13 protein-coding genes are annotated in these 14,359 nt (G+C 72.9%); 5 read left to right on the top strand and 8 right to left on the bottom strand.

What is annotated here, in order from left to right:
* Window positions 1-102: 102 nt before the first annotated feature.
* Complete coding sequence (dapE, locus tag SSPS47_RS22560; RefSeq protein ID WP_164252634.1) at window positions 103-1,194, bottom strand: succinyl-diaminopimelate desuccinylase; 1,092 nt, start codon at window positions 1,192-1,194, stop codon at window positions 103-105.
* Between the two features lie 94 nt (window positions 1,195-1,288).
* Here dapE and SSPS47_RS22555 point away from each other — a divergent pair, with 94 nt between their 5' ends.
* Entirely contained in the window at window positions 1,289-2,263 is a 975-nt protein-coding gene (locus tag SSPS47_RS22555; RefSeq protein WP_164252633.1) for a hypothetical protein, read from the top strand.
* Window positions 2,264-2,551: 288 nt separating this feature from the next.
* Window positions 2,552-2,992, top strand: a complete 441-nt coding sequence (locus SSPS47_RS22550; RefSeq protein ID WP_164252632.1) for an ATP-binding protein — start codon at window positions 2,552-2,554, stop codon at window positions 2,990-2,992.
* A 116-nt stretch (window positions 2,993-3,108) separates the two neighbouring features.
* On the opposite strand, the gene SSPS47_RS22545 is transcribed toward SSPS47_RS22550, so the two are convergent.
* Together SSPS47_RS22545 and fdxA are read right to left on the bottom strand one after the other, a co-directional pair.
* Window positions 3,109-4,203 (bottom strand): bifunctional succinyldiaminopimelate transaminase/glutamate-prephenate aminotransferase, encoded by a 1,095-nt coding sequence (locus SSPS47_RS22545; protein WP_164252631.1) that lies wholly within the window; start codon window positions 4,201-4,203, stop codon window positions 3,109-3,111.
* A 99-nt stretch (window positions 4,204-4,302) separates the two neighbouring features.
* On the bottom strand, window positions 4,303-4,629 hold the full coding sequence (gene fdxA / locus SSPS47_RS22540) for a ferredoxin (protein WP_078075238.1): 327 nt from the start codon (window positions 4,627-4,629) through the stop codon (window positions 4,303-4,305).
* 139 nt (window positions 4,630-4,768) lie between these two features.
* On the opposite strand from fdxA, the gene SSPS47_RS22535 reads away from it, so the two are divergent.
* Both SSPS47_RS22535 and SSPS47_RS22530 read left to right on the top strand, forming a co-directional pair.
* Entirely contained in the window at window positions 4,769-5,779 is a 1,011-nt protein-coding gene (locus SSPS47_RS22535) for a GNAT family N-acetyltransferase (RefSeq protein WP_164252630.1), read from the top strand.
* Between the two features lie 18 nt (window positions 5,780-5,797).
* Entirely contained in the window at window positions 5,798-6,643 is an 846-nt protein-coding gene (locus SSPS47_RS22530; RefSeq protein WP_147874010.1) for a transglutaminase-like domain-containing protein, read from the top strand.
* A 98-nt stretch (window positions 6,644-6,741) separates the two neighbouring features.
* Here the strand turns inward: SSPS47_RS22530 and SSPS47_RS22525 are convergent, their stop codons facing one another.
* From SSPS47_RS22525 to SSPS47_RS22505, 4 genes are all read right to left on the bottom strand, one after another.
* Entirely contained in the window at window positions 6,742-8,883 is a 2,142-nt protein-coding gene (locus tag SSPS47_RS22525) for a hypothetical protein (RefSeq protein ID WP_203557898.1), read from the bottom strand.
* Between the two features lie 206 nt (window positions 8,884-9,089).
* Window positions 9,090-9,527 carry a DUF6113 family protein gene (locus SSPS47_RS22515; RefSeq protein ID WP_164254866.1) on the bottom strand — a complete coding sequence of 146 codons (438 nt, stop codon included), beginning with the start codon at window positions 9,525-9,527 and terminating at the stop codon, window positions 9,090-9,092.
* 158 nt (window positions 9,528-9,685) lie between these two features.
* Window positions 9,686-10,588 carry an N-acetyl-1-D-myo-inositol-2-amino-2-deoxy-alpha-D-glucopyranoside deacetylase gene (gene mshB, locus SSPS47_RS22510; protein WP_164252628.1) on the bottom strand — a complete coding sequence of 301 codons (903 nt, stop codon included), beginning with the start codon at window positions 10,586-10,588 and terminating at the stop codon, window positions 9,686-9,688.
* A gap of 84 nt (window positions 10,589-10,672) precedes the next feature.
* Entirely contained in the window at window positions 10,673-10,867 is a 195-nt protein-coding gene (locus tag SSPS47_RS22505; protein ID WP_147874013.1) for a hypothetical protein, read from the bottom strand.
* Between the two features lie 180 nt (window positions 10,868-11,047).
* Here SSPS47_RS22505 and SSPS47_RS22500 point away from each other — a divergent pair, with 180 nt between their 5' ends.
* The gene (locus tag SSPS47_RS22500; RefSeq protein WP_164252627.1) at window positions 11,048-13,297 is read left to right on the top strand and encodes a prolyl oligopeptidase family serine peptidase; all 2,250 of its coding nucleotides are present in this window, start codon (window positions 11,048-11,050) and stop codon (window positions 13,295-13,297) included.
* A 44-nt stretch (window positions 13,298-13,341) separates the two neighbouring features.
* On the opposite strand, the gene SSPS47_RS22495 is transcribed toward SSPS47_RS22500, so the two are convergent.
* Window positions 13,342-14,358, bottom strand: coding sequence for a hypothetical protein (locus tag SSPS47_RS22495; RefSeq protein ID WP_164252626.1), 1,017 nt, complete (start codon window positions 14,356-14,358; stop codon window positions 13,342-13,344).
* Between the last annotated feature and the right edge of the window lies 1 nt (window position 14,359).

The raw sequence follows: 14,359 nt of genomic DNA, 5'->3' as shown, positions 1-14,359 counted from the left end.
GATCCATGGAGGTGACAAACGGCGAAATTCCGGCGGTCGGTCCGACTCCCCCGCCCCGCCGACCGCGAACCGGCCGTGTGCCGGCGGTACCCCCACGCCTTCTTATGAGGTCAGCCACTCCCGCAGCCGGTTCTCGCAGTGCGTGATCCGCTCGACGGCCACGTGCTCGTCCCGCTTGTGGGCGAACAGCGCGTCCCCCGGGCCGTAGTTGACCGCGGGCACCCCGAGCGCGCCGAAGCGTGAGACGTCCGTCCAGCCGAACTTGGGCTGCGCGGTACCCCCCACGGCCTCCATGAAGGCGGCGGCGGCGGGGTGCGAGAGGCCGGGCAGGGCCGCGCCCGAGTGGTCGTCCACGACGAACTCCCCAACTCCGCAGTCGGCGAACACCGCGCGTACGTGCGCCACCGCCTCCTCCTCGCCGCGGTCGGGCGCGTAGCGGTAGTTGACCACCACGGTGCACGCGTCGGGGATGACGTTGCTCGCCACGCCTCCCTCGATCGCCACGGCGTTCAGTCCCTCCCGGTACTCCAGTCCGTCGATCACCGGGCGGCGCGGCTCGTACGCGGCGAGGCGGGCCAGGATCGGCGCGGCGGCGTGGATGGCGTTGGACCCCATCCAGCTGCGCGCCGAGTGCGCCCGCTCGCCCTCCGTACGGAGGTGGATCCGCAGTGTCCCCTGGCAGCCGCCCTCGACCTGCGCGTCGGAGGGTTCGAGCAGGACGGCGAAGTCCGCCTCCAGCAGGTCGGGGCGGGCGGCGGCCACATGTCCCAGACCGTTGAGGTCGGCGGCGACCTCCTCGTTGTCGTAGAAGACGAAGGTGAGGTCGCGGTTGGGCGCGGGAACGGTCGCGGCGATACGCAGCTGGACGGCGACGCCCGACTTCATGTCGGTGGTGCCGCAGCCCCAGAGGATGCCGTTCTCGTCGAGCCTGGAGGGCACGTTGTCCGCGATCGGGACGGTGTCGATGTGTCCGGCCAGGATGACGCGCTCGGCCCGCCCGAGGTCCGTGCGCGCCACGACGTTGTTGCCGTAGCGCTCGACGGTGAGATGCGGCAGGGTGCGCAGCGCCTCCTCGACGGCGTCGGCGAAGGGCTCCTCGTCGCCGCTGACGGACGGGATGTCGACGAGCCGGGCGGTGAGCTCCGGGGCGTCCAGCGTGAGGTCCAGCGTGGTTCCAGGCTTCGTTTCGGGCATGGCCAGACCCTACGACGTGGCCCGTGTCCGCCGGGTGCGGGAGGGGACGGGCGGACGGGTCCTGCTCCGCCGGTGGTGCCGGTACGGTGTCTGCGTGTCCGAGACCGCCTCCCCTCCCCGCCGCGGGCGACTCTTCCGCCTCGCCGCCGCGTTCACCGTGCTCCTCGCGCTGGCCGGCTACGTCGCGGTGCGGTACGTCTCCGGCGACAGCGGCCCGCCGCGCTGCACGGCGCGGGCCGCCGAGTCGTCCGACGGCGACGTCCCCACGTACGAGATGAGCCCGGAGCAGGCCGCGAACGCCGCCACGATCTCGGCGGTCGGCACCACGCGGGGCATGCCCGAGCGCGCCGTCACGATCGCCCTGGCGACCGCTCTCCAGGAGTCGGCGCTGCGCAACATCGACTACGGCGACCGGGACTCCGTCGGCCTCTTCCAGCAGCGTCCGTCGAAGGGCTGGGGCACGGTCGAGCAGATCCTCGACCCGGTGTACTCGGCGGGGAAGTTCTACGCGGAGCTGGCCGAGGTCCCCGGCTATTCGCGGCTGCCCCTCACAGAGGCGGCGCAGCGCGTCCAGCGCAGCGGTTTCCCACAGGCGTACGCGAAGCACGAGCCGGACGCCACCCTGCTGTCCGCCGCGCTCACGGGCCGCTCGGCCGCGACGCTCACGTGTACGGGCTCGGGCGACGGCGAACCGGGCGATCCGGCGAAGGTCCGGGCCGCCCTGTCGCGCGCCTTCGGGCCCGAGGTGCTGCCGAGCGCCACGGGCGCGGACCGGGCCGCCGGGGGCGGCGAGGCGGGCGGACAGACGGACCGGCAGGCGGACGGACAGGCGGAGGCGAAAGCGCCGGTCGAGGTCGAGGTGCCGGTCGGCGCCTCGGACCGGGCACGGGGCTGGGAATTCGCCCACTGGGCGGTCGCGCACTCCGCCGACCTGCGGATCGCCGAGGTCTCGATCGGGAACCGGGTATGGAGCGCGGCGAAGTCCGGCCAGGGCTGGCGGAAGACCGAGGGCCAATCGGGTCCGGAGAAATCCGCCGCCAACGACGTTCGAATGCGTATCGCGCAGTAGTACGGCGAGGTCGCCCGGACGGGGTAGTCGCAGCGGATCGGGGCGGCATTTCGGGGCCGTAGCGGGCGATTCCCTTGTCGGACACCAAATCCCTTGCCACAAAAGCGAAGTGACGGTTCGCCAGGTTTCCGGACCGAGGATCCTTTGACCGTTTTTATCCGTAGCCGATAATGCGACGCATTAACAATTCTTTACTCTTGTACACCGCAACCTCCGGTGCCCTTGGAGGGGTTGTCTGTGCGTCCGCTCACTGGACACGACAATTTCCTCACCCGTCGAAGGAGCATCATGTCCCTCCCCCTGGCCCGTCGGATCGCCCGCGCCGCGCTGCTTGTCGCCGCGGGCGCAGCCCCCGTGGTCGGTGCGGCCGGCTCCGCCGGCGCAGTAGCCCTCCCGCAGGCCGCCGACCTCGGCGGCGTCTCCCAGCTGGACGGCGCCGCGCTCGGCAGCACCCTCGACAGCGGCGCGCAGAAGGCGACCGGCCTGGCGGGAGAGGCCGGCGGCGAGGCCGTCGCCTCGTCCGTCCCGGCGGCCGGCAAAACCCTCGGCGGCGTCGCCGAGAAGGCGACCCCCGTCGCCCAGCGGGCGGCCGGTGAGGCCGCCGGCGGCGCCGGTGAGACCCTCGGCGACGCGGCGACGTCCGTCTCCGAGAACGGTCTGCCGACCGACTCCCTCGGCGGCGGTCTGCCCACCGACAAGCTCCCGGTCAACACCCTGCCCCTCGGCTGATCCGAGCCGGTCGGGAAGCACGCGCATGTGAAGGGGCCCGGCGAGTGCGCACTCCCCGGGCCCCTTCGCGTATTCCACGTATGCGGCCGGCGCGCGCCGGCCTCTTGACAGAGGTCTCAGCCGAGCCGCTTGACCGCGGCCTCCACGCGCTCGTCGGTCGCCGTGAGCGCCACCCGTACGAAGCTGTCGCCGGCGGGTCCGTAGAAGTCCCCCGGCGCCACCAGGATCCCCAGCTCCGCCAGGTGTGCCACCGTCCGCCAGCACGGCTCGTCGCGCGTCGCCCACAGATACAGGCTCGCCTCGCTGTGCTCGATCCGGAAGCCGTGGCCCTCCAGGGCCCCGCGCAGGGCGGTGCGCCGGGCCGCGTACCGCGCGCGCTGCTCCGCGACGTGCGTGTCGTCGGCCAGCGCGGCGACGGTCGCCGCCTGCACGGGCGCGGGCGTCATCATGCCGCCGTGCTTGCGGATCTGGAGCAGTTCGCCCAGGACGGCCGCGTCGCCCGCGAGGAAGGCCGCGCGGTAGCCGGCCAGGTTGGAGCGCTTGGAGAGCGAGTGGACGGCCACGACGCCCTCGTACGAGCCGCCGCAGACGTCCGGGTGGAGCACGGAGACGGGCTCGGCCTCCCAGCCGAGTTCCAGATAGCACTCGTCACTGAACAGCAGCACACCGTGCTCACGGGCCCAGGCGACGATCCGGGTCAGCTCCGCCTTGTCCAGGACCCGTCCCGTCGGGTTCGACGGCGAGTTGAGCCAGAGCAGTTTCAGGCCCGCCGGGTCGAGTTCGGTCGGGTCTTCGTAGGAGACGGGCTCCGCGCCGCACAGCCGCGCGCCCACCTCGTACGTCGGGTAGGCGAGCTTGGGATACGCGACCCGGTCACCGGCACCGAGACCGAGCTGGGTCGGCAGCCAGGCCACCAGTTCCTTGGAGCCGACCACCGGAAGGACGTTGGTGTGCGCGACGTCGCGCGCCCCGAGGCGCCGTTCGACCCAGCCAGTCAGCGCGTCGCGCAGCTCGGCCGTTCCCCACACCGTGGGGTAGCCGGGCGAGTTCGCCGCGGCGACCAGGGCGCGCCGGATCACCTCCGGGACCGGATCGACCGGGGTCCCGACGGACAGGTCCACGATGCCGTCCGGATGGGCCGCCGCTGTCGCCTTGTAGGGCTCGAGCTTGTCCCAGGGGAAGACCGGAAGTCGCGAAGAGACTGCGGACACGGTGCTCACTTTCTCGACACTGCTCACTTTTCGGTACGCCGGGGAAAACACCGCGGTCCCGTACGGCGGCGTGCCGTACGGGACCGGGAGCCGCGCCCGTCAGTCGTTCTGGGGCTGCGGCGGCAGTGCGGCGATGACGGGGTGGTCACGCTCGATCAGTCCGAGCTTGGAGGCGCCACCGGGGGAACCGAGCTCGTCGAAGAACTCCACGTTCGCCTTGTAGTAGTCCTTCCACTCCTCCGGGGTGTCGTCCTCGTAGAAGATCGCCTCGACCGGGCAGACCGGCTCACAGGCGCCACAGTCGACGCATTCGTCCGGATGGATGTACAAGGACCGGGAGCCCTCGTAGATGCAGTCGACCGGGCACTCTTCGATGCACGCCTTGTCCTTGAGATCCACACAAGGCTGCGCGATGACGTAGGTCACGCTGTCGTTCCTCCTCGATAGGGCGCGGCGGGCCATCTGCGGCTCCGTCCACGGGCGCGCGGGAGCGCGGCGTCGTCGATGCCCGGACCTAGTATCTCCGTTCCTGGGCACGATCCGCACAGGAGGGGCGCACAGAGCTGTGGAATTCACAACCGGGGCACGGCTGGAGGTCCGTATCACCCCCGCTGACGTGGGCAAACGTGTATCGGTCCGCCGTTTGACCGACGCCGACGACGGCGCGGAGAAGTTCACCGACACGGTCGGTGTTCTCACATCCTGGGACGAAGGTGTGGTCCTCGTCACACGCCGCACCGGTGAGACCGTCCGGATTCAGGAGTCCTCGCTCGTCGCGGGCAAGGTCGTACCGGCCGCTCCGGCCAGGCGGCGGGGGCCCGCCGCGTCGTTCCGGGAGCTGACCCGGGTGGCGGCGCGGGCGTGGCAGCCCGTCGAGCGGGAGGCGCTCGGCGAGTGGGAACTGCGGGCGTCCGCCGGATTCACCCGGCGCGCCAACTCGGCGCTGCCGCTGGGTGAGCCGGGAATGCCCCTGGACGAGGCCCTGGGGCACGTACGGCGCTGGTACGGCCGCCGGGACCTGCCGGCGTACATCCAGACCGCCACGGGCGCCGAGGGGACGCAGGAGCTGCTCTGCGCCGAACTGGAGGCGCGGGGCTGGCTGCGGGAGGTGACGGCCGAGATGCGGATCGGCGCGCTCGCGCCGCTGGCGGACGCGGAGCCGGGGGCCGGCTCCGCGTCCGCCCCGCCCGTACGGCTGGAGCGCGCCTGCGACGAGGCGTGGCTCCGCCGCTACCAGCGCTTCGAGGAGCCGGGCCCGCACGTGCTGCGCGTCCTCGGCAGCGGTCCGTCCGTGTGGTTCGCGGCCGTGGACGGCGACGACGGCGTACCGGCGGCGATCGGCCGGTGTGTGATCGACGGGCGCTGGGCCGGCTTCATGGCCGTCGAGGTCGACCCCGCGCGGCGGCGGCAGGGGCTGGCGAGCGCGGTGATGCGCGCGCTCGCCCGGCGCGCGCTGGACGAGGGCGCGTCCGCCGCTTGGCTCCAGGTCGAGTCGGACAACGACGCGGCCCGCGCGCTGTACGACGGCATGGGATTCACCACGCACCACCTGTACCACCACTTCCGAGCCGCGTGAGGAGCGACGGACCGGCCCATGGGACCTGAACCGTCATCGACCGACCGGCGGACCATGTTCGCCGCCGAGGCCCGCGCCGAGCGGCCCGATGTCGCGCTGCTCTGCCTCCTCATCGGTACGGAGGCGGACTCCGCGCTCGACGAGGCCGGACTGGACGCGGCGCAGATCGAACTCGACCGGCTGGCCGGGATGCTGCCGTTCGGTCTGGAGGGACCGCGCGCCTGGGCCACCGCGCTGGCGGACCTGCTGGGCACCCGCCTCGGGTTCCGGGGCACCCCGGGCGAGTACCGGCGCCTGGAGGCCTCGCTGCTGCACGAGGTGCTGCGCCGCAGGCGCGGTCTGCCGATCCTGCTGTCCGTGCTGTGGACCGAGGTCGCGCGCCGCGCGGGAGCGCCGGTGTACGGGGTGGCGCTGCCCGGTCACTTCGTCGTCGGCCTCGGCGTGCCCGAGGAACCCGACCAGCAGGTCCTGGTCGACCCGTACGCGGGCGGCAGGCTCCTGACGCGGCAGGACACCGAGACACTGGTCACGGGGGCGACAGGGGCCCCTCTGGAGCCCTCGATGCTGAGTCCGGCCGAACCGCTGCACGTCGTGGTGCGCATCCTGAACAACATCCGCGCGTGGGCGTCGACGCGCCCGGAACGCGGCGACGTCGCGCTGTGGGGTGTCGAGTTGAGCCTGCTGCTCCCGTCCCACCCGGCCCGGCTCCGTTACGAGCGCGCCCAACTGCTGGTGCGGCGCGGGGAGTTCTTGGCGGGGGCCGCCGAGATGGAGGAGTACGCCGAGGTGGTGGCGGCGGTGGAACCGTCGACGGCGGACATGATCCGCCACAAGGCGCGGGCGGCCCGCGCGATGCTGAACTGACGGCGGACCGGGCGGCGGGCCGGCCGGTCGACGCCGAAGCGCCGGACGGGCCGTGCGGCCCGTCCGGCGCCCGGGGACGTGAGGTCGGCCCCGAGGCCTCAGCCCTGCGGGTCGAGATCGATCTCCGCGGTGCGTTCCGCCGGGGTCTTGCCCAGCAGCGGCTTCTGCATCGCCTGCGCCACGTCCGCCGCCGACAGCGGGTGCTCCTTGCCGTCGGCCTTGGTGATCGTGAGGCCCTCGAAGACGCCGTCCAGCAGCTCCTCGATCGCCCCCCGGTCGTAGACCTCGACCAGCCTGCCGTCGATCGCCTTCATGGAGAGGATCTGCGGCAGCGAGCGGTCGGGGCCGAACTGGATCTGCCTGCCGCCCGCCTTTATCGTGATCAGACCGGACATCGCGGGCTCCGCGAAGTCCTTCATCGCACGGTCGAGTTCGGCCTGGTCGATCGTCGGCTCGCGGGAGCCGATGGGCAGTTCGACGCTGTTGGGCTCGCCCGTCTCGACCTGGGCGCGGTAGGCGTCCTTCACCGAGATCATCGAGCGCTCGACGTCAAGCGCCTTGCCCGTCTTGCCCGGTACGGGGACGGCCTTGCCCGGCTCGAACTTGATCGTGCCGTCCGACGCCGAGCCCGAGTCGCCCGCGAGATCGGTCAGCGCGACGCGCAGCTTCTCCTCGTCGACCGGGATCACCGGCTCGGTGACCCGTTCGCCACCGAAGAGCGAGCCGATCACGGAGACCGGGTTGTAGTCGCTGCCCGCGGCGCTGCGGACCGTCGCCTGGCTGTCGAGGCTGAGCCCCGCCTTGTCGGGCCCGAGCTCCTCCTTCTTGCCGCCGACGGAGAGCTGGAGCGGTGTGGTCGAGCGCTTGCCGAGGGCCGCGTCGAGCTTGTCCACCGCGTCGTCACGGGTGCCGCCGCCGATGTCCACACCGAGGACGGTGGTGCCCTTCGGCACGTCGGAGTGGTTCAGGAGAAGTCCGGCGCCGTAGGCGATCGCGACCAGCGTGACGATGCCCACGCCGGCCCCCATCAGCTTGGAGCGGCCCTTCTTCTTGGGAGGCGGGCTCGTCGTCCGCGCCGGCGCCGGGCCGGAGGGGCCCGCGGGCGCGCCGGCCGACGGTCCCGGCGGGCCGGGGAAGTCGGGCGACGAGAAGTCGGGGTTGCCGCTGCCGTGGGACGAGGGCCCCGCCGACATGGGGCCGCCGGCCGACGGACCGGGCGGCGCGGGCAGTTGCCCGTCCTGGAGCCGCCCCCCGGACAGGTCGGCGCGCGGCACCGGGCCCGTCTGGGAACCGGCGGGCGGGAACGGCGAGCGGCTCTCCGAGGGCACCACCGGGATACCGCTGGTGAGCGTGTCGCCGGAGACGTGCGGGCCGGGCCCGGCGGGCTCGGGGGCCGGTTGCTGCGGGGTCAGTATGGCGGTGTCGTCGGACATGCGCGGCCGTCCGCCGCGGTCGTCCCGGTCGTCCCGGTCGTCACGGCCCGCCGGTCCCGCGGAGGCGCCCAGATCGGCGCCCGGCGGCAGGTCCAGGAAGGCGAGCGACGACGTGCCGCTCGCGGGCCCCGAGGTCGGCCCGTCGGGCGCTCCGGTGCCGAACGCCGGGGTGCCGCCGCTGCCCGGCGGCATGAAGGCGTTGCCGCCCGGGGCCGGCGGAGGCGGTGTGCCCGCACCGCCACGGGTGTCCGGTCCGGAGTCGGAGCCGTACGGAAGATCGGACCGCCCGCCGGTGCCGGTGGCGGGTCCGGGGGCCGTCGCGGCGGCGCCCGCGCCCATCGCGCCACCGGGCGTGCCCCCGCTCGGGGGCTTGCGCGGCGCGAACCAGTCGCTCGTCGCGGGTTTGTCCGCCGCCGGCGCCTCCGTGTCGGGCGCGCCGGTGTCGGGTCCGGCGCCGGAAAGCGGCGCGCCGCCCGTGTCGTCCGTCCCCCGGCCCGGCCGCTCCGGCGGACCGGCGGGGCCGCCCTGTCCGGACGGACCACTGTCGGTGTCGCTCATGGGCGTACGCATGACGACGGGCGGAATCGGCCGCGAACCCGGGATGTTGATCCGGATGCGCGTGGTCAGCGTGGTCTCGGTCTTCGGCCCGTCCGGCTGGGCCGGGGCCTCGGCTGTCTCCTCCGGAGCGTCCTGCTCAGGGTGCAGCGACGGATACTGGCGGGATCCGTACGGCGGTGTCCCCGAGGGGTACGCGGCTCCGCCGCGCCCCTGGGGCCCGGAGGACGAACTGTCAGTTTCACGACTCAAAGCAAGTTCTCCCGGGTTGGCTCCGCCGCCCGTTCTTACTGGTACTCAACTGTGTGGGTCCCTCAAGCCGGAGGCCAGGGGACGGCCCGGAGCGCGCACCACCATACTGTCCTGCGCCGGACCACACCCGACGACCGGGGGAAGCGTTTATTCCACCGACCGTACGGAGGGGGTCAATTCGGGCCGACGGGTACTGGACGGGCTCGTCACTTTCCAAGTCGGCCGGACTCGGCGACCGGCTGCGGTGACCGCGACATGGTGGCACACATCACAGCCACCAGCGCACCGCCCAGCAGATAGACGACCGGTCCCAGGCCCGCGGCGAAAACACCGTCGCCCTCCGGGCGGCCGAGACTCAGACCGATGACGGCGATCAGCCAGCCCGCGGCGGGGGCGCCGACGCCGAGCGAGGTGCCGGTGGCGGTCCGGCCTCCGTAGAAGAGGCCCGCGGAGCCGAGCAGCGCGAGGATCAGACCGCCGGGGAACAGGCCGCCCTGGACCAGGGCGCCCGCCGTGCCGACCACCGCTCCGAGGATCAGCAGACCGACGTACGCGGCGATGCGGCCGGGTCTCGGTGGGGCCGCGAGCCATGCGCCGGGCTCGCCGCGCCCCGCCGCTCCCGCGCCGGTGGCACCGCCCGTCACACCACCCGCACGAGTCACCGCGCCCGCGCGGGTCGCACCCGCACGGGAGCCACCTTTCGCACCGGACGCCGCAGTCGCACCTGCCGTCTCGTTCGCACCGGACGAAGCCTTCGGGCGGCGCGCGCGGCCCGCGCCTCCACGCCCGCCCTCACGCCCGCTCACACGCCCACCCCGGCGAAGAGATCCGTCTCACGCACTCCGGCGTCCGCGCCGGAGCCGCCCGACACCAACTGGTAGTACTCCGTGGTGAAAAGCGGCTGTCCGAGACCGTTGGAGAGCGCGAAGAAGGCGCCGTCCACCACGATCTGGGTCTCGTGGGCGCGCATCGCCGCCGCCTTGTGCGCCGCGTACGCCGTCCCGTCGATCTCCGCCGTGATCTCACCGTCGTCCACCACACCGGGGGTGTCCTCGATGTCCGCGACACCGTCGAACTTTGGCCCAAAGGCGCGCAGTCGGGCGAAGCCCTCCTCGGCGGCCGAGCGCGCCACCCGGTTCCAGTAGATCTTCGCGATCGTGTGCGGGTCGCCCAGCGCGGGCCAAAAGCCGGCGTCGGCGGCCAGTTCGGCGGCGCGCGTGGCCACGCGGTGGGCCTGGATGTGGTCGGGGTGTCCGTAGCCACCGCGCGGGTCGTAGGTGACCAGCACCTGCGGCCGTACGGCGCGGACCACCTCGACCAGGTACGCGGCGGCGGCGTCCACGTCCGCGCCCCAGAACGCGTCCGCGCGGCCGTTCTGCGGGAGGCCCATCATCCCGGAGTCCCGGAACCGCCCGCGGCCGCCGAGCAGCCGGTGGTCGGTGACGCCGAGTTCCCGCATGGCGGCGGCGAGTTCGCCCTCGCGGTGGACCCCGAGCGCGCTGAGGGCGCCCGTCGGCTCACCGCCGGGCGCCAGATGGGCGAGCGAGGGCGGGACGACCTCGCCCTCCTCACCGAGTGTGCAGGTCACCAGGGTGACCCGGGCGCCCTCGGCCGCGTACCTGGCCATCGTGGCGCCGTTGTTGATCGACTCGTCGTCGGGGTGCGCGTGGACCAGGAGCAGACGACGCTCGGGAAGATCGGTCATGCGCACAGCGTACGAGGCGAGCCCTCGTGCGGACGCCCGCGGGACGGGCGCGCGTGGGCACGGGCGGGGCCGGGAAGACACCCCCTAGAACTGGATGTCGCCGATCATCCCCGCCACGTTGCTGGTCAGTTCGGTGATGGTGGGAGCCACCGAGGAGCTGGCCAGATAGAAGCCGAGTAAGACGCAGACCAACGCGTGTCCGCCTTTCAGTCCGGATTTCCGGACCAACAGGAAGACAACGATCGCCAGCAGCACCACCGCCGAAATCGAGAGTGCCACGGCGGTTCACCTCCACAGATGTTCGGCGGATATTCGATCGGGACGAGCAACACGCATGTGCCGGCGGGTACATACCCACTTGGCGCTATGGATCATAACTATCCGGCGGAACGCATCGATCGGTGCACGGCAGCACACGGGGGCGCACGAACGGCTGGGACGGACGCTAGGTTCGGTCGTATGACCTCAGGGCAACAACTCTCGTTTCCTCGCCAGTACGCAAGGACCCAGCGGTTCACGCTCGGTGCTCCGCGCGCTTTCACGGTGTCCCCCGACGGTTCGCGGGTGGTCTTCCTCCGGTCCGCCTCGGGAACGGACCGCACGAACCGTCTGTGGGTGCTCGATCTCGACGACGGATCGGGTACGGCGCGCGAGCGGATCGCCGCCGACCCGGAAGCCCTGATGGCGGGCACTCCCGAGGAACTCTCGGCCGAGGAGCGCGCCCGCCGGGAGCGCAGCCGTGAGGGATCCGGGGGCATCGTGGGCTACGCGACCGACGCCGCCGCCGAGTTGGCGGCCTTCGCCCTGTCCGGGCGGCTGTTCACCGCGGAGCTGCGCGCCGGGACGGCGCGTGAACTGCCCGTACCGGGGCCGGTGATCGACCCGCGGCCGTCGCCGGACGGGCGGCACATCGCGTACGTGGCCGAGGGCACGCTGCGGGTGACGGGCGCCGAGGGGGACGGCGACCGCGTGCTGGCGGCTCCGGAGGACGGACAGACCGCCTACGGTCTGGCTGAATTCATCGCAGCCGAGGAGATGGCCCGCTCACGCGGATTCTGGTGGTCGCCGGAGTCGGACCGGCTGCTGGTGGCGCGGGTCGACGGGGCGGACGTCCAGCGCTGGTGGATCGCCGACCCCGCGCACCCGGACCGCGAACCGTCGACGATCGCCTATCCCTCGGCGGGCACACCCAACGCTGACGTGCGGCTTTTCCTGATCGGTCTCGACGGTTCGCGTACCGAGGTGGTCTGGGACCGGGCCCGGTCGCCGTATCTCGCGGCCGTCCACTGGTCGTCGGCGGGCGAGCCGCTGCTGCTCGTCCAGGCGCGGGACCAGCGCGGTCAGCGCTGTCTGTCGGTCGACACGGCGAGCGGCGAGACGCGGCTCCTGCGGGAGGAGACGGACCCGGCTTGGCTTGAACTGGTCTCCGGCGTACCGGCCTTGGCGCCCGGCGGCAAGCTGGTACGGGTGGTGGACATCCCAGACGGCGAGGACGGCGAGGACGGCCGGGACAGTCGCAGCGGCGTGGACGGTACGGGCGCGGACGGCGGCGCGCGGGTGCTGTTCGTCGGCGACCGGGCCCTGACCGGACCGGAGTTGCAACTGCGCGCGGTGCTCGACATCGGCGAACGGGACGTGCTGGTGTCTGCGGCGGCGGGCGCCGCCGCCGAGTCGCCCGAGACCGGCGAGATCCACGTCTACCGGGTCCCCTACGGGGACAGCGGCGGCGGCGAGGCCCACGAGGCCGGGGAACCCGCCCCCTGGGGGCCGGAACGCCTCTCGGAGGGCGTGGGAGTGCACACGGCCGTCCGCGCGGGCGGCGTCATGGTGATGGCGTCGGCACGGCCCGACGTCAGCGGAACGGTGGTACGCGTGATGCGGGAGGGCAAGCAACTCGCCGTCGTCACCTCGTACGCGCAGCAGCCGCACCTCACCCCGCGTGTGCAACTCACGGAGGGGGGCGCACACCGAATTCCGTGCGCCGTTCTGTTCCCCACCGAGTACCGGGAGGCGGACGGTCCGCTTCCGGTGCTGCTGGATCCCTACGGCGGACCCCATGGCCAGCGCGTGCTGGCCGCGCACAATCCGTACCTCACGTCACAGTGGTTCGCCGATCAGGGCTTCGCCGTGGTCGTCGCGGACGGCCGGGGCAGTCCGGGCCGCTCACCCGGCTGGGAGAAGGCGGTGAAGGACAATCTGGCGCTCACCCTGGACGACCAGATCGAGGCGCTGGAGGCGCTCGCCGAGCGGTTCCCGCTGGACCGGTCGCGCGTGGCCATCCGCGGCTGGTCGTACGGCGGATACCTCGCCGGGCTCGCCGCGCTGCGGCGTCCCGACGTCTTCCACGCGGCGATCGCGGGCGCGCCCGTCACCGACTGGCGGCTCTACGACACCCACTACACGGAGCGCTATCTGGGCGATCCGGCGACGGCGGCCGAGGTCTACGCGGCCAACTCGCTGGTCACCGACGACGGGCTGTCGCAACCGGCGAGCCCCGCGCGGCCGATGATGGTCATCCACGGTCTGGCGGACGACAACGTCGTGATGACGCACACGCTGCGGCTGTCGTCGGCGCTGCTGTCCGCGGGGCGGCCCCACGAGGTGCTGCCGCTCACCGGGGTGACGCACATGACGCCACAGGAGCAGATCGCGGAGAATCTGCTGCTGCTCCAGGTGGACTTCCTGAAGCGTTCGCTCGGGATGACGTAGGGGCGACGCCCTGCACGGTCACCCGCCGCGCCGTCCGACGGCCCTCACCAGCCGGGCGGCGGCGACGAGGGCGGTGGCGGCCCGAAACCGCCGCCGCCCTGCCCGTACCTCTCCGGCTCGCTCCGCCCCCACGCCGGTCCGTACGGGCCCGCCCCCGGCATGTCCCGCTCGCCCCTGCGGGCGAGCGCGAACAGCGCCAGGGTGCCCGCCCCCAGCCCGAACAGGAGGCTGGCGAGGGAGAGTTGTTCGACCGTGGTCAACTCGCCGAAGCGGTCGAGCTGTTCGTACCGCAGAGCCGTGGCGAGAGCAGTCCCGCCGACCCCCGCCAGCAGCGCCGAGACCACCATGCCGAGCGGCCGTGAGAACGGTGTGCCGAAGAGTGCCCCCACGGCCGCCGCGAGACAGAGCAGCACGATCACCGCGTTCAGCCAGCCGGGCGGCGTGCCGAGGAGCGGCATCAGGACCGACTCCCCGGTCACACGGTCGAGATACGCGCCGGGACCGAGCCGCTGCCCCCAGTAGACCTCCCAGGCCGTCCAGATGCCCGCCGCGGCGCCCAGCAGCAGGAAAGACGTCACGGCGACGCCCTGCGCGGGCCGGGTCGGCGTCAGCGCGTACGCGGAGTCCGGCGCTCCGCGCCCGGCCAGGGCCGTGACGATCAGCACGACGGCCACCGCGAGGACGCCGAAGGCGCAGAGCAGGGCGCGGGTGCGGAGTTCGTCCGGGGCCCGCCCGTCCATCCACGACGAGCCGAGCACCCACAGGCCCGGCAGCCGGACGGCGAACGTGAGGACGCCGGTGGCGAACAGAGCGGACGCGGCGACGGCCGAGCGCATGACGGTGACGGTCACGGCCGCGTAGACGGCCAGCAGCACGGGGTCGAGCAGCGAGGTCACCGGTGGGGCCGTCGCCCCGACATCGCCCTGGCCGGCCCAGAACCACCAGAGGTCGACGGGCCGGTCCGTCCGCGTCAGGTCCCGCACGATCCACGCGGCGGTGACGACGGCGAGCGCGGTGCACAGCACAGCGCCGGTGATCCGGGCCCCGCGGGTGAATATCACA

The sequence above is a fragment of the Streptomyces sp. S4.7 genome, from assembly GCF_010384365.1.
In the GTDB taxonomy this organism is placed as follows: domain Bacteria; phylum Actinomycetota; class Actinomycetes; order Streptomycetales; family Streptomycetaceae; genus Streptomyces.
Note: the sequence above shows the minus strand (reverse complement) of the source record. Positions and strands in the feature narration are given on the sequence as shown.